An 18,667-nucleotide genomic window follows, 5' to 3' on the forward strand; every position below is an offset into this window, starting at 1 on the left:
ACTACAAGCTCAAGCTTGCTGGTCAGGCTGATCGGTGGAAGCAGTAATGTCATTGGCGACGACAATCTGTTTTTCCAGCTCACTGTCAGGGCGATAACTCCATGCTGGCATGAACAGCAATACAAACAGCGAAGCCAGTGCCGTAATGACACTGATCCAGATGACAAACTGATTCGCTGCAATACGCTCAGGATAGATATGGATGACAGCACCCAGGCCTATGGCATTCGCGGCTGCCACCAGTACTGCACAGGCATAATCCTGAAAACGCCTGGCCTTGTTGGCACTTTTGGCCCAGCGTGGATCAGTGTTGTAGCTGGGCAGGTGCAGGTGGGCATCTTCCAGTCTTTCCAGTGTGGCCAGGAAATGGCGCAAATTGGTGATCGAGCGTTCTGCCTTGTAATTCAAAAATGTCAGGCAAATCGATGCGACAGGAAAACCCATGACCAGCCACTCTACTGGCAGCTTGCTGCTGGGCTCACCCGGTTTCAAGGCCACCAGGGCGGCCAGCAGGCTGACTACCAGGGTCACATACAGGGCCAGTGCCTGATGTCTTTGTGCTATGCGGGTATTGACTTCCTGGTTGGCGGCGATGAAACGGTAATTGGCATCAACATGAGATTTTGACATGGGGCGGCTTTCAGCTATTTGGAGCAAGCCGCCATTATCGCTTAAATCGTCGCTGAAATTCATGCTGAAACTGCCTGTCACTACATTCAAAATGCCCAGGTAGCAGAAACATATGCCGTTTTGCTATCTGGCAGTTGCGCCAGTATTGCCTTGCTCGGGCCGCCATAAATACGCAAGCCGCCATTGATGCTGATGCGGTCACCCTGCCAGCCCAGTGCAGCCGTGATGATGCGGCCATGGTCTTCTGGCGTCCAGAGTATATCCAGCGAGGGTTGCCAGTCATTCTTTTGCCAGCTCCAGCGCGCGAACACATTCTTGCGGCGAATATTGCCAGAGGCAGACAATGCCTGGTTTTGCCAGGCCAGGTTATAGCCAATTATTTGCTGCATTTGCGGCAAATAATTGACGCTGCCCTGCAAAGTCAGGTTGCGCTTGTTCCAGTTTTGCCATTCGCGGTCTGACAAGGCAGTGCCATCCCACCAGGCTTCGAGGAAAAAACTGTGCTGCGACTCTGTCGTGTAGTTTGCACCCAGCATGGCTTGTACGACATTGTTTTGTGTATTGTTTTGCCAGGGGTTGTTATGCTGTAGCAGTGCAGGATCTGTATTCATGCGCAAGCCTGTATTTTTTTGCATGAAACGTACAGAGCCATGTATCTCCATTTCATCTGTCGCCACCCAGGACGCGGCAGCTCCAAGACTGCCTCCATTCTTTTGACCATAACGGCCAAAGCCATGCAAATCCACACCGCCAGCACGGTGATAAACCCGCGCTGCCAGCGCCTGTTCATCTGCTGTATCCGTCGTTGCAGCATGGCCAGGATTGACCCACACCAAAGTTGCTGAAGTATTCGCAGTGAAGTAATCAATACTGGCCAAAGGTTTACCTATGACAGTCGTGCTGATCAGTGAGCGGCGCTTTTCCTGCGCAACTACATCATTCGGGCGAAAGCCATACCCCACATCCCAGGCAATGGTTTTTTTGCCAGCACTGAATTGCCATGCGCCATCGCCCAGGCTGCCATACAGTTCATTGAGCCATGCCGTGGCCTGGGTACGCCCGCCATCATTGATCTGCCCCTGCAAGGTAGCAACCGCATTAATGCCTTTGCCACCGGCGCGCAATTCGGTTTCCATTACGCCCAGTTGCGAATTCTTGCTGGATAAGCCAGGAACAAGTTGATTGGCAATTGCCAAAGGACTGGCACCATTGCTGGTGTAACTATTGACCAGGCCACGCACCTGACCGCTGAAGTCTGTATCTTCAGCCATGACAAAAGCAGGCGTGCAGACCAGGGTAGCCAGCAAGCTTGCCAAGGCTGGGGTTTTCAAATCACGCATGATTACTCCAGGCTGGGGTTCTTGGCCAGAAACATGGGGTTTAGCCACTGTTCAGGCACGGTCTTTTGTTTGCGGCTGAGATAGCGCACACGTGTTTCTTTGTGGCTGCTCAATTGATCCAGCAAGATCATTTCAGACACCGCAGTTGGTGCTTGCGGCTTGTCCAATACAAAGCTGGCCTGCTTGGCGAGTTTTTCTGATTGCACATACAAATCTGCCTTGATAGGTTCGTGGCGCGTCTTACCCAGCCACAGCTCTATGCGCTGGTAAGCGACGGATTTACGCACGGCATTCAAACTCAGATGCACACAGGGTTTGTCATCGCATTTTTCTTCGCCTATGATTTTGCCTGTGTAGTCTTGCGACCAGCTCATGGTGGCGATATCGCCGATAGAAGCATCACCCAGTAATTTTTGCATGGGCGTGATGCGCAGCGGGCGCTGGCTGCCTGGCAAGAGCATCCAGAAATCATCACCCAGCATCAAGACCTTTTGCCCTTTTTCTGCAGGGCTTTTCATGAGTACCAGAGATTGATGATTGACCTGTGAAAACACCAGGTAATTTCTTTCTTTTTCCTTGCTGCCGTCCTTGGCAAAAGTAGTGATCTCGGTTTCTACCTGCATGTTTTCTGTACCGACCCTGAACTGATCGGCCGCTTTCAGGTAGTCACTGACTTCATCTGCCCTGGCGAGACTTGTTGTTGCTGCCAGCAGTAAAGCAGCAATATGTATAGTTGTTTTCATTTTTCTTCCTGTCTTAGTTATGTGCCAGTGCATCGACGATAGGTTGACGCAGGGTTTTGCGGGCGATGAAGGCTGACGACAGCATGGACAGGGCAATCATCATGAACACGGTGATGGCATACATGGCAGCATCTATCGTGATCAGTAAGGGGTAACCGCTGGAGCGCCCTGGTGGCGGTGGCATTTCAACCGGGAACACCATGAGCAGCAACGCAACGGTGATCGCCAGCAAGGCACCGGCAATGGCACCTGTGCCGCCCAGTATCATTCCTTCAAAAGAAAAACTGCGTATCAGTTGCCCTGGCAAGGTACCCATCGCACGCAGCGTGCCGACTTCACGGGTGCGTTCTATGATGGCCATGGCCATGGCATTGGCAACCACGAACACCACGATGACACTGATGATGGCACCGAGTGCACCAAAGATGCGGTTATATAAATCACGTACAGATTTATAAAAGAAGGCTTGCTCCAGCCAGTTTTGTACCGTCAGTTCAGGAAAGACTTTTGCCAGTCTGGCCTGCGCAGGCAGGGTCGCATCCATGGAGTTCAGGAATACACCGAGGCTGGAAATACGCTGGGTATTCAAGAGCTTTTGCGCAGTCTTGATATTTGAATACACCAGGCGTTTATCCAGGTCAGGCACACCGGTAGATACCAGGCCCTTGACTGTGACATCAACCGCATTCAGTGCACCGTCAGTGGTGCTGGCCATTAGCGTCAGGCTGCTGCCGGGTTTGGCTTTCAGGCTGCGTGCCAGTGCGTCACCCAGGACGATTTCTGCCTCTGCTGATTCGGTTTGCAGTAGCTCGCCTTCTTTCAATGTCAGGGTAGGGCCTTTGACCGAAAACTCAGCATCAGGGTCTATACCCACTGCCATCATGATGGTGGATTTGTCGCCATTGCTGATCAGGCCGCTATATTCTATGCGTGGCAAGACATAACGCACTGCCGGATCAGCCAAGAGCTTGCTTTGCAGGGCTGCTGCATTTTCCAGGCCATATTGCAGGGGCACATCCTGGTCACTGGTAAAGTGCTGGGGTTTGCCTATGGTCAGGTGACCAGTGCTGCGTGCAGATATCTGCGCCAGGCCTTCATAAGTCGAATAGGCAAAACCACCGGCCAGCAGTATGGCCGCTGTACCTAGCGCTGCGATGACCACGGTAATGGCAGAACGGCGGCGGTTGCGCAGGGTATTGTAAAAGGCAAATTTGAGCCAACTGAGTTTCATTGCAATCTCCCATCCAGCAGTGACACGATGCGGTCGCTGCGGCTAGTCAGGCGGTTATCATGGCTGGCGATGATGAAGGCCACGCCTTCGGCATGGCCGCGTTCACGCATCAGATCCAGTACCTGGTCGGCGGTATGTGAATCCAGGCTGGCCGTGGGTTCATCAGCAATCACCAGGCTGGGGCGTTTGATAAGTGCACGGGCGATAGCAACTCTTTGGCGCTGGCCGCCAGACAAGGCGTCTGGCAAATGCTGGGCATGTTCATGCAGGCCAACGGCCTTCAGTTGTGCTGCCACCCGCTCCCGTCGTTCTGCTGCCGGTACACCGGTCAGAAATAGCGGGTAATCGACATTCTCAGCCACTGTCATGACAGGCACGAGGTTAAAACTCTGGAAGATAAAACCTATAGTGTCGCGTCTTTGCAAGGTTTTTTGTGTTTCATTGTATTCATTGATGTTGACGCCGTTGAGCAGGATGTCGCCAGCATCGGCATGGTCTATCAGGCCGCATAGGTTTAGTATCGTGCTCTTGCCACTGCCGGACGGGCCGGTCAGGGCTAGCAATTCACCACGCTGTAATGTCAGATCTACACCTTGCAAGGCCTTGACGACGTGGGCACCGAGTTGGTAAGTTTTATGAACTGCATGCAGTTCTATGGAAGGTGCCAGGCTCATGATGGAATACCTTTCAACATGGCCCTGGCGGCTTCTGCCTGTGGTGCATTTTGTTTGACCACTTCATTCAGGTAGCGCTTGGCATCTTCAGGGCGTTTTTGCTCATTCGCCAGACTGGCAGCGCGCATCAACACCGAACCACGAAAGCCTGGCTCTGCCTTGTCGAATTGCTTGTGTTCGAGCACTTCATTCAAGAGCTTCGCACCACGCGGGCCACGGTTCATGAAAGCCGGCACAGCCAAAAAAGTGCTGGCGGCGACATATTTGACTTCTAGTGTCACTGGGGTGCTGCCATGGCCCTGGGCGTTTTCATTGGCGGCTGCGAGTTGCAGGGCTTTTTCCAGCATGGCCATACCATCTTCTGCATAAGACATTTTCTTCCACGGGAACATCGTGGTCACCGCCAGTTTGCTCGTGCTGGCCCCAGCATAGGCCATGATCAAGGGGCTGGCCGGGTCTTGCTTGAGCAATTCACTGAAGGCATTCGCCGCAGCTTCTTCACTACCCTTGGCAGACTGGGTAAAATGCTGGAAGGCAGTTTGAAACTGTGGCTCAGAAAATGCCATGGCCTGAGTCGTGAATGCCAGTAGCAGGCTGCTCGCCAGTAGAATTTTTTTGCCAGTAGGAATGTGAAATGCGCGCATGTGGATCTCTTGTTAAATTAAATATGGGTAGTACTTGTTCGGATGTTGCGACAGGACGGAGATTAAAGAGAGGCAGCATTACCCTCAATGCAGATGCGACGAGGCAGAGAAGTTTGCCGTGAACGGTAGTGAAAACGGCGCGAATGGAAGGAGTATTGCGCGAGGATGTTTTGTCAATAATGAAATATCGACGAGACAAGAAAAATTTCCTGAATCATGTGATACTAGATTTTAAATGCACATTCTTTAATAAAAACGACGAGACCATGAAAAATCCAGCCAAAGAATTTATTGTCAATAAAAGCAATTTATTGGAGTCCAGATTCAAGCCTCTGCATGTACCTGCGGAAGCTGAATTGCAGGATGGGCAAGTCGTGTTGCAGGTAGAGCGTTTTGCCTTCACGTCAAATAACGTGACTTATGCAGCCTTTGGCACAGCCATGCATTACTGGAATTTTTTTCCTACCGATGAAGGCTGGGGCAATATCCCGGTCTGGGGTTTTGGTGATGTGCTGGCCTCGAAAGCCGAAGGCGTGGCAGTGGGCGAGCGCTTTTATGGCTACTACCCCATGGCTACTCATCTGACAGTGCAGGCTACACGGGTTTCACCTGGCGGTTTTGTCGATGGTGCAGAACACAGGCAGGCCATGCATGGTCTGTACAATCATTATGTCAGGACTACTACCGATCCTGGCTACACCAAAGAGTCTGAAGATGTGCAGGTCTTGCTGCGCCCCTTATTCATCACCTCATTCATGATCGATGATTTTCTTGATGACAATCAGTTCTTTGGTGCACAGACAGTGTTGATCTCCAGTGCCTCCAGCAAGACTGCTTATGGCCTGGCATTCATGCTGTCGCTGCGCAAGGACAAAGCTTGCAAGATCATAGGTCTGACTTCGCCGGGTAATCTGGAATTTGTGCGGAATATGGCTATCTATGATGACGTTATCAGCTACGAACAAGTGACTGAGCTGACAACTGACCAGGGCGTTGTGTATGTGGACATGGCTGGCAATGGGCAACTACGCAGCCAGTTGCATCATCATTTCAACGACAATATGAAATACAGTTGTGCAGTTGGTGGTACGCATTGGGAAGAGTTGAGCGGTGGATCAAATTTGCCCGGCGCAAAACCGACTTTGTTCTTTGCACCGGCGCAAATCAAGAAGCGTATGACAGACTGGGGTCCAAATGGTGTGCAATCCCGTTTGGCACTAGCTTGGCAAGCTTTTATGCAGCCAGTGATGTCAGCAGAAAAACCATGGATGCAGGTTATCCAAGGACAGGGTGAGGCTGCAGTAAGGCAAGTTTATGATGATATGCTGGGTGGGGCCGCTCGGCCTGATCAGGGCAATGTGCTGACACTGCTCAGCGGTGACACTGATTAATTTTTCCAGAGGGCGGGCAAGTCGCCTGACTTCCTGCCCTTGATGATGGCTGCGTTGATCTTGTTGATGACATCTGATCTGGTATTGATGCCAGTCGTGAAATGGATAGGATCGACCAGCAAGGGCTTGGCAAATACTTTGACGCCATAGTTCATCTGCGTCTCGTTGCGCAGGTTTTTTTCATCCAGATAAAGATTCAGTTCTGCTTCCAGGTCTTTGGCATTTGGCATGCGTGAATTGACAAGCATGACATCCATGCGGCCTGATAAAAGTTTTTTCAGACGTGAGCTGTTTTGTGGCTGATCTTCTTCTACGCGAAACATGACATTGCGTAATTTGTCGATATCATCGCCAAAGCGTATGCCCCTGACTATGCCGACTGATTTGCCTTGCAAATCACTGATGCCAGCATATTTCATGTGCGTATCGTCTCTTGCCACGACCCAGACAAAATCTGAAAAAACAGCTTCTGAATAGCGCATGGTCTTCAGCCGTTCAGTATTTTTTGATAAACCAAATCCCAGCCCTTCACCCTTGCCTATGTTTTCTATGACGCGGGGCAGGGGATAGCGACGCACCTCAAATTTCACCTCCATGGCGCGTTCAAAATAGGCAATGATTTTTTGGTTCTCTGGCCGGATGGGTGCAATTTCACCATTTTCATCGCGGGTTTCTGCGAGTAGCAAAGGCACGACAGTTTCAGCATGCACTTTTGATTGCAGACAGCACATACAGAGCAACATCCCTATAAACCGGGAGGCCTTCAGCAAAACGGCGTGGTGCTTATCTGACATGCAATGTTTTCGTGCGGAAATGATGTGCGATGATACCTTCGCTGATATGCGCTTGCATAGCTGTCTTAGGTAAGGATTTGTTAAGCGGAGCCTGACATAACCTAAATGTCGGGAAGCCTAACTAAAATAAGTATAAAGAATTTCAAAAGAGCTATTTAATTTGCTAAGATGGAAATAAGCTTCTTTAAGAAATCGCAGTTTTTGTAGAAAAGGAGACATCATGCCCCTCGTTACAATTACCGTCTGCAAACCCAAGTCCCTGCTGTTCAAAGAGACTGTCCTGAATGCCGTGCACGCGGCATTGATAGAAGCGGGTGTGCCAGAGAAAGACAAGTTCCAGCGCATACTGGAACTTGATACAGAAAACTTCCGCTTTGATACTCATTACCCTGATCTGCACAAGGACAGGAACCAGGACTTTGTCCTGATCGAGATACTGTGGTCAGTCGGGCGCAGTGTACAGATCAAGAAAAAGTTACTGGACACTCTGATGAAGCGTCTTTGCGACAAGAGCATGAATCCAGAAAACATCATGGTCTGCTTCAGGGAAACTGCCTGGGAGAACTGGTCGTTCGCTGGTGGCAGACTATTGCACACCTGAGGCGCTGACCACATTAGGCAGGCATCTGCACGCTTACTCTGGCGTCACAAAGCTTTTTGCTGGCGCTGGACAAACATATCCGTCAGAATAATTAAAGTTTAACAAGACGGAGCAAGCATGATGGGCAAAACCAGACTGGAAGCATTCAGCGACGGCGTGATCGCCATCCTGATCACCATCATGGTGCTGGAAATGAAAGTACCGCATGGCGGCACACTGGAAATCCTGCTGCCTGTATGGCCGGTATTTCTCAGTTATATACTGAGCTTTGTTTATGTTGGCATCTACTGGAATAACCATCATCACATGATGCACACCTGCCGCAGGGTGACTGGCGGGATTTTATGGGCCAACCTGCATTTGCTGTTCTGGCTTTCACTTATTCCATTCGCTACCGGCTGGGTAGGTGAAAATCATTTCGCCCCTATCCCGGCAGCCTTGTATGGTGCGGTTTTGCTGATGTCGGCGATTGCCTATTTCATACTGCAACAGCAGATCATTGCTACTCAGGGTGAAGATTCATTACTGAAAAAAGCAGTGGGCGCAGACTGGAAGGGCAAGCTCTCGCCAGTGGTCTATGCTACAGGCATGATGCTGGCCTGCTGGTATCCTCTGTTGGCGATGGCAATGTATGTTGCGATGGCACTGATATGGTTGATACCTGACCGCCGCATAGAAAAAGTTCTCAAAAACCACGAAGAGTAAATCCCATGCGCATGATGATATTTGCCGTGGCTCTGGTGGTAGTCATTTTTTGCACATCGGCTATCGCAAGACAAGCCGATTATGATCAGGATATCGTACTTACTACCACGGGTGGCAAGATTGAGGGCAGCCTGCTCATGCCCGCCAATGGGGTGAAGCCGCCTGTTGTATTGATTATTGCAGGTTCAGGTGCCACTGACAGAGATGGCAATACGGTCGGCCTGAAAGGCAAGAATGATTCACTGAAAATGCTGGCAGCATCCATGGCACAGGCTGGGGTAGCGTCGGTACGCTTTGACAAGCGTGGCATCGCCGGCAGTGCAGAAGCTGTAACATCTGCAGCATCTGAAGCGGATCTGCGTTTTGAAACCTATGTGCAGGACGCCGTGGCCTGGATAAGACTGCTAAAAGCAGATGTACGGTTTTCTGGTGTGGCCATGCTCGGTCATAGCGAGGGCTCGCTGATCGCCATGCTGGCTGCGCAACAAGAAGCCGTCAAAGCATACATCTCTGTGGCAGGCCCGGCGAAAAATGCTGCCGATGTCTTGCGGTGGCAGTTGCAAGGCAAATTGTCACCGGCGCTGGCTGCCAGTAATGAAGAAATCCTGAGCGCTTTGCAAGCAGGTAAAACCTATGCTGAAGTACCGCCAGAATTAAAGATACTGTACCGCGCCAGCGTGCAGCCATATCTGATTTCATGGTTCCGTTACACGCCGGAAAAAGAGATAGCCAAATTGACTTGCCCGGTCTTGCTAATACAGGGCGACAAAGACATACAGGTAGATACGGCGCAATTGACTGCGTTGAAACTTGCCAAACCAGATGCCGAAAGCCTGTTGATACACAATATGAACCATGTGCTGAAAATCATAGTCAATGATACTACGCAGCAAATGGCTAGTTATACTGATCCGGCCTTGCCACTGGCCCCTGAATTGACTAAAGGCCTGAATTCCTTTTTGCTTGACAGGCTCAAAAGCAATCTCAGAAGCAATGTCAAAAGCAATCTCATGACCAGTCGCTTGCCGTATAAAGCAATGCCTTGATTTGTTCAGATATTGACGTTGATGTTACCGGCCGCATCTTCTTTCTCTGGCTCACCCAGTTCTTCTGCCTGGTGATAAGCTGCGTCAGCCTCGGCATCATGACGCTGGCTTTGCGCATGTTCATGCAGATCGAGGGTGACGGGTTCTACCACCGTGACCGGCTCAGGCGCTGTGACTTCGTCGCTCTCTGCCGACCGCGGCTTGTCAATACTGTCGGCCTGTATGCCGTCCTTGACCCTGTAGGCAGCTACTGCGGCAGAAATCAGAGGATTGATGCTGGCCTGTATGCTGGTGGTCGCATTGGCTGTGATTACTGCGCTATTGCTGACAGGCGTGGCTTGTTCAATGGTAGTAGCGTTGGCTACAGGGGTGACAACTGTTGTTGATACCGGGCTGGCTGATGCCGCCTGACTGTTCGCCGCAATATTATTCGCCGCGGCCGTGGCCTGGTTGATGGTATCCAGCGTCTTGCTGACTTCATCAAATGTGGAAGGTGTGGCAGCCATTGCCTTGCCATTATTTATCGTTGCACTACTGTCTACGTCAGAAGCAGCGCTCTCATTTAATTTTGTCGAATTTGCAGCTACCTGACTCTCCAGCTGACTTTCTGTCAGCAGTGATGATGGTGTCGTGGAGTTGGCGGCGAGCTTGTTTTCAGCAGCCAGGGTACCCGGCGGAGTGGTGCTATCCAGATTATCTGATGGCGATGTTTGTGTTGCTGTTGGCGTGGCGGCTTGCGTGGTGGTTTGTGTTGTGCTTTGTGAATTCAGTGCCTGTGAAGACGCGTTGGCAGCAAGGTCAGTGGCATCTGTTGTCGCTGTTGCAGTCGCATTTGTACTTGTACTTGTACTTGTGTCCTCAGCTATTGCTTGCGTATTCAATGCCGCACTTGAGGCAGCGGTGCTCGTATCCGGGGCTGGAATAATCGTTGTTGCCTCAGCAGGGGTATCTGTTGTCTCTGTATTGGATTGAATGCTAGCTGCAACATTATTGGTCGCGGACAAATCTGCGGTACTTGTTGCTGGTGTTGGCGGTATGCCAGGCGCTGCCTGCGTTACATTGTTTGTGAATTCAGTTTTTGCACTGGTGCCTACTGCCTGCGAATTTCTGGTGATATCAATGGCAGCACGCAATGCTTCATCTTCCAGGGTCTGTTGCAGTTGTATATCGGCGGCAGTGTTTGCGTTAGTACCTGAAGTCGTGGATGTATTAGTGGATGTAGTGGCGGGTGTATTCACTGCTACTTCATTCAAAGTGTCTGATGGGGTAGTGGTGCTGACATCAGTGGTATTGGCATTGCTGGTTGAAATTGAATTTGCCACATCAGTGTTTTCAGTCGCACTCGCATTAGTAGTATCAGCAGCGACAGTAGCCAGCAGATTGCCAGAAGCCAGTTCCTGATTCTGTGTAAGGACGGTGCTCTCCGCACTGGCCAATACCTGTAATGCCTGCGTCAATAATGTTGTCGTTTCTTCAGGGTTTGCAGTGAGTGCGTTTTGAAAAGTATTTACATCCAGCGTCAGCAAGCTATTGCTGTCTGGCTGGGCGGGATTTTGCAAATTGATTCCTATGTCGGCTAACTGCTCGAACAGGCTGCTGTCATTTGCATTTTTTGCACCTGCATTCATTACCTGCAAGAGATTGTCGCTGCTGTCAGGTATCAAGGGGTTTTCAGTCAGATTGGAATTGCTGGCTTGCAGTTGATTGAATGCATCGACAAATGAAGTGGCAATCGCAGTGAGCTGGGCAATGTCTGCCTTGGCTGGCGTTGTCTCTGTCTGATTTGCTGCATCAGCAGTTGCTGAGCTTGCTGAAGTTGCTGAAATATTGGCCGCCTGCCTGCTTTGCAGGCGTGCGGTATAGGCCAGCAATTCACCCAAGGGAGAAACATCGACAGTGATGTTATCGCTGCGTATCGAATCAAGCAAACCGGGATTGCTGCTTGGATTGCTACTTATTATGGGTGACAGCGGATTGATCGTACCGGCATTGATTGCTGATACCACCTGCAATGCCGATGGGCTTACTGGAGTGATGGGCGAGATGATCATGTGATACCTGCTTTCCATAAACTTCTTTTTGTACGACTTACTTCTATACATCTTATTTTTTACTTTTTTACGCTTTAAAGTTTATCTCTGCCTTCGTAAATACTCTGTACGTTGCCTCACTTAAGGCAAAAAAATATCCTCATAGTGTTTAGCTATGAGGATATTTTATGCAGCAAGAAAAACTACTTACTTGTCATTTATTTCAATGGTGGAATGACTTGCGGCACCATGGCCTTGATCGGCTGCTCTTTCAATTTCTTCTCCAGCAATTGAATTGCAGCCTCCAGTTGCTGGTCTTTGCCGTTGAAGGTGGCATGTGGCAGATTTTCCACTTCGACATCGGGTGCTACACCTACACCTTCTACCAGCCAGCGGCCATCCATGCCAAATTGTGCGTTTTCTGCAGCCCTGATCATGCCGTTGTCTGACAGTGAGTTATTGTCAGACAGCCAGACGCCGGCACCTGCGGTGCGTTTGCCTACCAGTGGGCCCAGCTTCAGGGCCTTGATACCGGCGGCAAAGGTTTCGCCATCAGAGTAAGTCAATTCATCCACCAGTACCACCAGGTGACCACGGAAGGTTTGCTGCATATTAGTGTAAGGCGCAGAGGTTGGCGATGCCCAGTAAGCCCATGCCTTGCGCAAGAGTTTTTCTATGATCCAGCTATCGATATTGCCACCACGGTTGCGGCGCACGTCGATGATGAGTCCATCGCGCTCTATATTGCTGTAAAAGTCACGGGCAAAGCTGTTGATGTCTTGTGCACCCATGGCACGCAGATGCAGGTAACCAATACGGCCTTGTGATGCCTTGTTGACTTCCTCGCTACGGCTTTGTTCCCAGTCGCTGTAACGCAGATTTGCATGCTTCATCATATTGACAGGCGTGACGATGACGGCACGGGCTGCCTGGTCGCCACGTTTGACATGCATTAATACCTGCTTGTCTGCCTGGTTGATCAGCAGGTCTGAAATATCACGTGCTTCCATCACAGGCTGACCATTGATGGCGGTGATGACGTCGCCTTCCTTGATGTCCAGATCCGGTTGTGACAGAGGGGTACGCTCGGATGGCAATTCTGCTTCGGTATGATAAATATGGTCGATGCGGTATCCACCATTGCTGCGGCTCAGGACCGCACCGAGTGAGGCAGCTTGCCCTTCCGGCGCTGCACGTCGTATATCGCCAGGGCGGCTTTGTGAATGCAGGGTGCTGACTTCGCTGGCCATCATGCCCAATACATCATTCAACTCTGCCCTGTCGGTGATACGCTCTACCAATGGTGCATACTTGGTACGTACCTTGTTCCAATCTACCCCACGCATTTTGTCGTCAAACAAAAAGTCCCTGTGCATGCGCCAGGCATCGGCATACATTTGCTGCCATTCAAGTTTGGGGCTCAGGAAGAAAGTCCAGTCATTCATATTGACTTTGGATTTGCTGACATCGCCCGGTTGTTTTGCTCCGGCTTCGACAACAAAGAATTCCTGTGGCCCAGTGCCAATTTGCTGACGATAAAACACATGTTTTTTGTCGGCAGACAAATCAAACTGGCGTATGTTGCCAGCAAAAATGTCGGGTTGTGGTGAAGTCTTGCTGATCGCCAGGGTTTTCAACGTGGACTTACCATCCGTGCCTTCTGCTTCAGTGAAATACAGGCGTTTGTCATCAATGGCCAGGTCACGGTAATTGCCATAAGCCAGAGGCACTTGATACAAGCGTTCTGCCAGACCGGCGTACTGGATGGCGGGTAGCGCAGGCTTGGCAGGTTTCTTGGCTTCTTCAGTTTTATCGGCTGGCTTGTCTTTTGACTTGTCTGCGCTCTTGTCGTCAGTTTTCTCTTTATCTTTATCTTTATCTGACGGCTTGTCAGTTGCCTTGTCACCGGACTTGCTCAACTCGTCATCTGCCTTGAAGGGAAAGCGGTTCCCTACCTGCAGAGCAAGCGCATACAGGCCGGTACGCTTCTCGAAATGCGGCCCCATATTGCGGTCACCCCAGGGGGCACGGTTGCTGACCTGAAAATTGCGTTCCGAGTAAAAATACAGCCAGCGTCCATCGGGAGAGAACACTGGTGCGTGCGAGTTATAACGGTCGCTGGTGACAAAGTGTATTTGCTTGCTGTCGACAGCGTACAGACCTATCTGCGGCCTTTGCAATTTGTTGTCTGCCCTGACGACGGCGATGGTTTTACTATCAGGTGACCAGATGACTTCTTCCTGTCTCTCAGCACCTATCTTGCCTGCATCATCAATGACCTGATTGGTCTTGGTCGCCAGATCCAGCAACCACAGCCTGCCGCGCTTGTCGGTATGCGCCAGCCATTTGCCATCAGGCGAGGGGATGATGCGGTAGCGGTGGACGTCGCCGTTGCTCGTCAAGACTTCTGGTTTACCGAGGCCATTGGCCGGGAATTTCCAGATTTCATTTTCACCGGTAGTATCGACGATGGCATAAACGGATTTGTCGTCATGCGAAAACACGGCTTCGCGTGCGCGGGCGTTTTCCGGCACCGGTAGATCTATGCGTCTTTGCGGGCCAGAGCCCGCTATGCTCAGGCGTCCGCGCGCAGTGAATAGCAGGCGTTCTTCCTTGCCAGCGATTTCTATATTCGACACATATTCCATAGGGTTTTTGATCTGGCGCTTGCGCTGCTGATCAAAGTCAGACACCAGGTCTATGGTCAGGGTCTGGTCTTTGGCACTGCTGATGTCGAGTACATGCAAATCTGCGCCCAGTTGATAGGCTATCTTGCCATCGGCTATGCTGGGGTTGCGTACTTCCCATTCCTTGTGCTGGGTCAGGACGCGGGCATCTGTGCCATCAGGATTGGCGCTCCAGATATTGAAGGCGCCATTGCGGTCACTGATAAAGTAGAGTTTGCCCTTCCATAGCATGGGGCGGCGGTTGTTGCTTTTGTCGTCGGCAAATAATTGCGTGGCTTCAGTCTTGGCCTGTACGTCATAACGCCAGACTTGTGCAGTGGCGCCACCGCGATATTGCTTGGCGTTGTCATTGGTCATGTGCAGGCCAAAGCGGGTGAAGTACAAATACTTGCCGCTATCATCGAGCACAGCTTCATTCGCATCTGCCACCGGGAAAACCCTGCGCGTCAGGCTTTGTGGATTGATGGCGGCGATGATGCGGTGCGATGCCGGGCCTGTACTGTTGAGTGTGGTTAACAGTACTTCACCATTGGCAGTCCAGCCCAATACGGATACCTGGTCATTTTCAAAACTGATACGCTTTGGCACACCACCTGCCATGGGCATGACATAAGCTTCGGTTGCCCCCTCGTAAGCCGCAGAAAACGCCAGCCATTTGCCATCTTGTGAAATGGCGGGCAAGGTTTCTGCCGCAGGATGGCTGGTCAGTCTTTGCGCCTGGCCACCGCTGCTTGCAACTTTCCATAAATCGCCTTCTGCAGTAAATACCACAGCATCGCCACGTATGCTGGGGAAACGATAGTAGGCTGGTGCGGCAAATACAGTTGTTGCCAGACTGGTCAGGCTAAGAGCGAGGGCGAGTTTGCTTAGTCTCATTGTTATTCTCGAAAATGGATTTGGATGGTTTTTATAAATACTTGTACAAATTAATACTTGTACAAATTAAAAGACAAATGACAAAGTGGTACTGCAAACAAAAACAGCCTCAAGTACATACAAAGGCTGGGGTAAAAGTTATATCAACAACGGGATTTGCAACATTCTGTAAGTAGTTTTTCGCTGTTACCAAGCAAGCCCCTGGGTAATGTGTCTTACGGTTACATTTACCCGTCGGATATTTCTTGAATTGTTAAAAACTATGAAGTACCCTGAATATTAAATTTCCACTTGGAAATAATTTATTGACGAGCAGACCAAGGGTGCCTCATGAGACAAGTCAGCTTGTGCAAAGTTCTTTTAATTCTGGGCATTTCGGCAGAAATTTCGACAACGTCGGCACAGAATGTCACATTCTCCATTGATACCCAGGCAGAGCGCAAGACCATCAGCCCCTTGATCTATGGTTATAACGCTTATGCCGATGGAACAGGCCGTGCTGGCTGGGCCAATCAGGGCGGGCAAGCCAGTTTGCAAAACCTGAACCTGCGCTCGCGTCGCCTGGGTGGCAATAACATGACCAGCTATAACTGGGAAAACGGCGTCAGCAATTCTGGTAATGATTGGTGCCATTCATCCAATGCTGGCGTCAGTGCTACTGCAGGAGCGGGCAATCCCAATTCAAATAATGGCTTGGCCTACTACACGCCTGGTGCGGCCTTACAAAGTTTCCAGGACCAGTCGCTGGTGCTGGGCACGTATTCCTTGCTGCAATTGCCTGCCGCTGGCAAGCTGCCTAAAGACATCATCAACCTCAATCCTCCAAGCACTTGCATGGGTTCCCAGCTTTGGCAGAGCACTGCCGGGCCATCGAATGTGGATACCGCGCGCTGGGTCAATATCGTCAATGACAAACCGGCTGCGGCTGGTGGCCTGACTCTGGCACCTGGTCTGAATGATGGCGTGGTTTATATAGATGAAGAAATCAATTTTCTTGTCCAGAAATATGGCAATGGTGCATCCGCAAATGGTGTTAAAGGCTATGAGCTCGATAATGAGCCTGATCTCTGGCATCACTGGACCACCAACAGCGGAGAAAGCGGTACGCATGCGAATCTGTATCCAACGCTGACCACGGTCACCGATGTCTTGCAGAGAAATATCAGCCTTGCAACAACAGTCAAACGCATGGACGCCAGCGCAGAAACTTTTGGGCCCGCAATCAGCGGCTACCTTGGTCTGTTCAGCCTGTGGGCAGTGTGGGATGGTTCAGCCTCGCATCAACCATCTGACTGGGCGCAATACAATGTTGAGCCTTATTACAGCAATAATACTGGTGACCGTTATCGTTACAACGGCATGGCCATGGCGAATGCCTATCTGGCAAAAATGAACCAGGCTTCGCAAAGCGCTGGCCGCCGTTTGCTCGACGTGTTTTCTTTCCATTACTATCCACAGGCTTCTTACAATGCCACTGACCGGGTGCAGGCTGCACGCAGTCTGTGGGATGCAACTTATGTAGAGCCTAGCTGGATTACTCAATCCGGCAACGGTTTTACTGATGGACGTTCTCTGCAAATGCTGCCCAAGCTGCAACAAGCCGTCAATGATTTTTATCCTGGTACCAAACTGGCGGTGACCGAATATGATTTCGGTGGCAAGAGCGATATAACCGGTGCCATTGCCCAGGCAGATGCGCTGGGTGCTTTTGGCAAACAAGGCGTGTATCTGGCGACTTATTTTGGTGATGCAGAGCAGTACATTGCTTCCGGTTTTAAAATTTACAGAAATTATGACGGTAATAAATCTGTTTTCCCAGCGACTTCAGTGAAAGCGGTTTCCAGCAATAATAGCAATGCGGCAGTGTATGCAGCGGTCGATCTCAATGACCCTAATGTCATCCACGTCATTGCCATTAACCGTCAGAGCAGCAATGTCACGAGCAGCTTTCAACTCAGCCACCCTGTGAATTTGAAATATGCGCAGGTCTGGGGTGTCAGTGGCAGCAGCAGCAATATCACTGCCAGGAGCGGGCTCAGCAATATCTCCAAGAACAAGTTCAGTTATACATTGCCAGCCTTGTCTGTGCTGCATTTTGTACTGAAGCCTTAAGTAATTAGGCTTAAGCAAAAAAGCCACCAGCATGCTGGTGGCTTTTCATTTGACGCACAATCTGACTTAGGCAGCAGCTACTTTCAAAATAAGTTTGCCATTGTTTTCACCGGTGAACAGTTTTTGGAAAGTCTCAGGGAAATTTTCCAGACCCTCGACGATGTCTTCACGGCTTTTCAGTTTGCCAGACATGATCCAGCCACCCATGACCATCGCCGCTTCCATGGCGCGTGGGTAAAAGTCGGATACCATCACGCCTTTCATGGTGGCGCGTTTGACCATCAGGTTCAGGTAATTTGATGGGCCCTTGATAGGGGTCGTATTATTGTATTGGGAGATCGCACCGCAAATCACCACGCGGGCACCAAAGGCCAGTTGCGCCAGCGCTGCGTCCAGAATATCGCCACCAACATTATCAAAATACACATCTATACCTTTAGGGCAATGCTGCTTCAAGGCGGCGCTGACGTCTTCGCTCTTGTAATCGATTGCGGCATCAAAACCCAGTTCTTCTGTCAGGTAGCGAACCTTGTCTGCGCCACCGGCGATACCAACAACACGTGCGCCCTTGATCTTGGCAATCTGACCAACGATGGTGCCGACCGCGCCTGCTGCGCCGGATATCACGACCGTATCACCTTCCTTGGGTTGGCCGACTTCGAGCAAACCAAAGTAGGCAGTCATGCCCGGCATGCCCAGAGTACTCAGGTACAGTGGCAGAGGGGCCAGTTTTGGGTCTATCTTGCTGATGCCATTGCCATCAGAGTAGGCATATTCCTGCATGCCCAGTATGCCGCTGACATGCTCACCGGCAGCGAATTTAGGATTGTTTGATTCAACCACCTGACCAACGGCCAGCGCGCGCATGACTTCACCAATAGCAACTGGTGGCATATAAGAATTTTTGCTCTCATTCATCCAGCCGCGCATGGCAGGGTCAAGCGAGATATACAGGTTCTTGATCAGCACTTCGCCTGCTTGCAAGTCACGCAACTGTTCTGTGACATGATTGAAATCGCTGGCTTTGACGCTGCCTTGTGGGCGGGCTGCAAGTTTGAATTGAGAGTTGATGGCGTTCATGTTTTTTCCTTGTCGGCTAGTGAGGACTTACTGGGAATTTATTGTGGCAGCACGCTGCTGACCATGGAAAGCAGTATAGGTTA

15 protein-coding genes are annotated in these 18,667 nt (G+C 50.6%); 5 read left to right on the plus strand and 10 right to left on the minus strand.

Going from position 1 to position 18,667, the window contains the following annotated elements; genetic code table 11:
- Positions 1-9: 9 nt before the first annotated feature.
- From ACO0LI_RS05425 to ACO0LI_RS05450, 6 genes are all read right to left on the minus strand, one after another.
- Positions 10-630: a hypothetical protein gene (locus ACO0LI_RS05425; protein WP_423031451.1), complete on the minus strand. Its 621-nt coding sequence runs from the start codon at positions 628-630 to the stop codon at positions 10-12.
- An 86-nt stretch (positions 631-716) separates the two neighbouring features.
- Positions 717-1,970: a hypothetical protein gene (locus ACO0LI_RS05430; protein WP_422953179.1), complete on the minus strand. Its 1,254-nt coding sequence runs from the start codon at positions 1,968-1,970 to the stop codon at positions 717-719.
- Positions 1,971-1,972: 2 nt separating this feature from the next.
- On the minus strand, positions 1,973-2,713 hold the full coding sequence (locus ACO0LI_RS05435; RefSeq protein ID WP_423031453.1) for an outer membrane lipoprotein-sorting protein: 741 nt from the start codon (positions 2,711-2,713) through the stop codon (positions 1,973-1,975).
- Positions 2,714-2,726: 13 nt separating this feature from the next.
- Positions 2,727-3,944 (minus strand): ABC transporter permease, encoded by a 1,218-nt coding sequence (locus ACO0LI_RS05440; protein WP_423031455.1) that lies wholly within the window; start codon positions 3,942-3,944, stop codon positions 2,727-2,729.
- Positions 3,941-4,618, minus strand: a complete 678-nt coding sequence (locus ACO0LI_RS05445) for an ABC transporter ATP-binding protein (protein ID WP_423031457.1) — start codon at positions 4,616-4,618, stop codon at positions 3,941-3,943. The genes ACO0LI_RS05440 and ACO0LI_RS05445 overlap by 4 nt, the downstream gene beginning before the upstream one ends.
- Positions 4,615-5,262 carry a hypothetical protein gene (locus ACO0LI_RS05450; protein ID WP_423031459.1) on the minus strand — a complete coding sequence of 216 codons (648 nt, stop codon included), beginning with the start codon at positions 5,260-5,262 and terminating at the stop codon, positions 4,615-4,617. The genes ACO0LI_RS05445 and ACO0LI_RS05450 overlap by 4 nt, the downstream gene beginning before the upstream one ends.
- Positions 5,263-5,528: 266 nt before the next feature.
- Between ACO0LI_RS05450 and ACO0LI_RS05455 the strand changes: the two genes are divergently transcribed.
- The gene (locus ACO0LI_RS05455; RefSeq protein WP_423031461.1) at positions 5,529-6,653 is read left to right on the plus strand and encodes a DUF2855 family protein; all 1,125 of its coding nucleotides are present in this window, start codon (positions 5,529-5,531) and stop codon (positions 6,651-6,653) included.
- Here the strand turns inward: ACO0LI_RS05455 and ACO0LI_RS05460 are convergent.
- On the minus strand, positions 6,650-7,363 hold the full coding sequence (locus ACO0LI_RS05460) for a substrate-binding periplasmic protein (protein ID WP_423031463.1): 714 nt from the start codon (positions 7,361-7,363) through the stop codon (positions 6,650-6,652). The genes ACO0LI_RS05455 and ACO0LI_RS05460 overlap by 4 nt on opposite strands.
- 304 nt (positions 7,364-7,667) lie before the next feature.
- On the opposite strand from ACO0LI_RS05460, the gene ACO0LI_RS05465 reads away from it, so the two are divergent.
- From ACO0LI_RS05465 to ACO0LI_RS05475, 3 genes are all read left to right on the plus strand, one after another.
- Entirely contained in the window at positions 7,668-8,048 is a 381-nt protein-coding gene (locus ACO0LI_RS05465; RefSeq protein ID WP_422978289.1) for a tautomerase family protein, read from the plus strand.
- 120 nt (positions 8,049-8,168) lie between these two features.
- Positions 8,169-8,753 (plus strand): TMEM175 family protein, encoded by a 585-nt coding sequence (locus tag ACO0LI_RS05470; protein WP_422953226.1) that lies wholly within the window; start codon positions 8,169-8,171, stop codon positions 8,751-8,753.
- Between the two features lie 5 nt (positions 8,754-8,758).
- A complete protein-coding gene (locus ACO0LI_RS05475; RefSeq protein WP_422953171.1) occupies positions 8,759-9,799 on the plus strand; it encodes an alpha/beta hydrolase family protein in 1,041 nt (346 codons plus the stop codon).
- A gap of 5 nt (positions 9,800-9,804) precedes the next feature.
- Here the strand turns inward: ACO0LI_RS05475 and ACO0LI_RS05480 are convergent, their stop codons facing one another.
- Both ACO0LI_RS05480 and ACO0LI_RS05485 read right to left on the minus strand, forming a co-directional pair.
- On the minus strand, positions 9,805-11,850 hold the full coding sequence (locus ACO0LI_RS05480; RefSeq protein WP_423031465.1) for a hypothetical protein: 2,046 nt from the start codon (positions 11,848-11,850) through the stop codon (positions 9,805-9,807).
- 197 nt (positions 11,851-12,047) lie between these two features.
- Positions 12,048-15,392, minus strand: a complete 3,345-nt coding sequence (locus tag ACO0LI_RS05485) for a S41 family peptidase (protein ID WP_423031467.1) — start codon at positions 15,390-15,392, stop codon at positions 12,048-12,050.
- A 330-nt stretch (positions 15,393-15,722) separates the two neighbouring features.
- Here ACO0LI_RS05485 and ACO0LI_RS05490 point away from each other — a divergent pair, with 330 nt between their 5' ends.
- The gene (locus tag ACO0LI_RS05490; protein WP_422953168.1) at positions 15,723-17,504 is read left to right on the plus strand and encodes a glycoside hydrolase family 44 protein; all 1,782 of its coding nucleotides are present in this window, start codon (positions 15,723-15,725) and stop codon (positions 17,502-17,504) included.
- 66 nt (positions 17,505-17,570) lie between these two features.
- Here the strand turns inward: ACO0LI_RS05490 and ACO0LI_RS05495 are convergent, their stop codons facing one another.
- A complete protein-coding gene (locus ACO0LI_RS05495) occupies positions 17,571-18,584 on the minus strand; it encodes an NADP-dependent oxidoreductase (protein WP_422953167.1) in 1,014 nt (337 codons plus the stop codon).
- Positions 18,585-18,667: the final 83 nt, after the last annotated feature.

Source organism: Undibacterium sp. Tian12W (genome assembly GCF_049339405.1).
Classification (GTDB): Bacteria; Pseudomonadota; Gammaproteobacteria; order Burkholderiales; family Burkholderiaceae_D; genus Undibacterium.

Bases quoted from the DNA above. Each gene is read 5' to 3' on its own strand.
- ACO0LI_RS05425 (WP_423031451.1), bottom strand. From the start codon at position 630: ATGTCAAAATCTCATGTTGATGCCAATTACCGTTTCATCGCCGCCAAC.
- ACO0LI_RS05430 (WP_422953179.1), bottom strand. From the start codon at position 1,970: ATGCGTGATTTGAAAACCCCAGCCTTGGCAAGCTTGCTGGCTACCCTG.
- ACO0LI_RS05435 (WP_423031453.1), bottom strand. From the start codon at position 2,713: ATGAAAACAACTATACATATTGCTGCTTTACTGCTGGCAGCAACAACA.
- ACO0LI_RS05440 (WP_423031455.1), bottom strand. From the start codon at position 3,944: ATGAAACTCAGTTGGCTCAAATTTGCCTTTTACAATACCCTGCGCAAC.
- ACO0LI_RS05445 (WP_423031457.1), bottom strand. From the start codon at position 4,618: ATGAGCCTGGCACCTTCCATAGAACTGCATGCAGTTCATAAAACTTAC.
- ACO0LI_RS05450 (WP_423031459.1), bottom strand. From the start codon at position 5,262: ATGCGCGCATTTCACATTCCTACTGGCAAAAAAATTCTACTGGCGAGC.
- ACO0LI_RS05455 (WP_423031461.1), top strand. From the start codon at position 5,529: ATGAAAAATCCAGCCAAAGAATTTATTGTCAATAAAAGCAATTTATTG.
- ACO0LI_RS05465 (WP_422978289.1), top strand. From the start codon at position 7,668: ATGCCCCTCGTTACAATTACCGTCTGCAAACCCAAGTCCCTGCTGTTC.
- ACO0LI_RS05470 (WP_422953226.1), top strand. From the start codon at position 8,169: ATGGGCAAAACCAGACTGGAAGCATTCAGCGACGGCGTGATCGCCATC.
- ACO0LI_RS05475 (WP_422953171.1), top strand. From the start codon at position 8,759: ATGCGCATGATGATATTTGCCGTGGCTCTGGTGGTAGTCATTTTTTGC.
- ACO0LI_RS05480 (WP_423031465.1), bottom strand. From the start codon at position 11,850: ATGATCATCTCGCCCATCACTCCAGTAAGCCCATCGGCATTGCAGGTG.
- ACO0LI_RS05485 (WP_423031467.1), bottom strand. From the start codon at position 15,392: ATGAGACTAAGCAAACTCGCCCTCGCTCTTAGCCTGACCAGTCTGGCA.
- ACO0LI_RS05490 (WP_422953168.1), top strand. From the start codon at position 15,723: ATGAGACAAGTCAGCTTGTGCAAAGTTCTTTTAATTCTGGGCATTTCG.
- ACO0LI_RS05495 (WP_422953167.1), bottom strand. From the start codon at position 18,584: ATGAACGCCATCAACTCTCAATTCAAACTTGCAGCCCGCCCACAAGGC.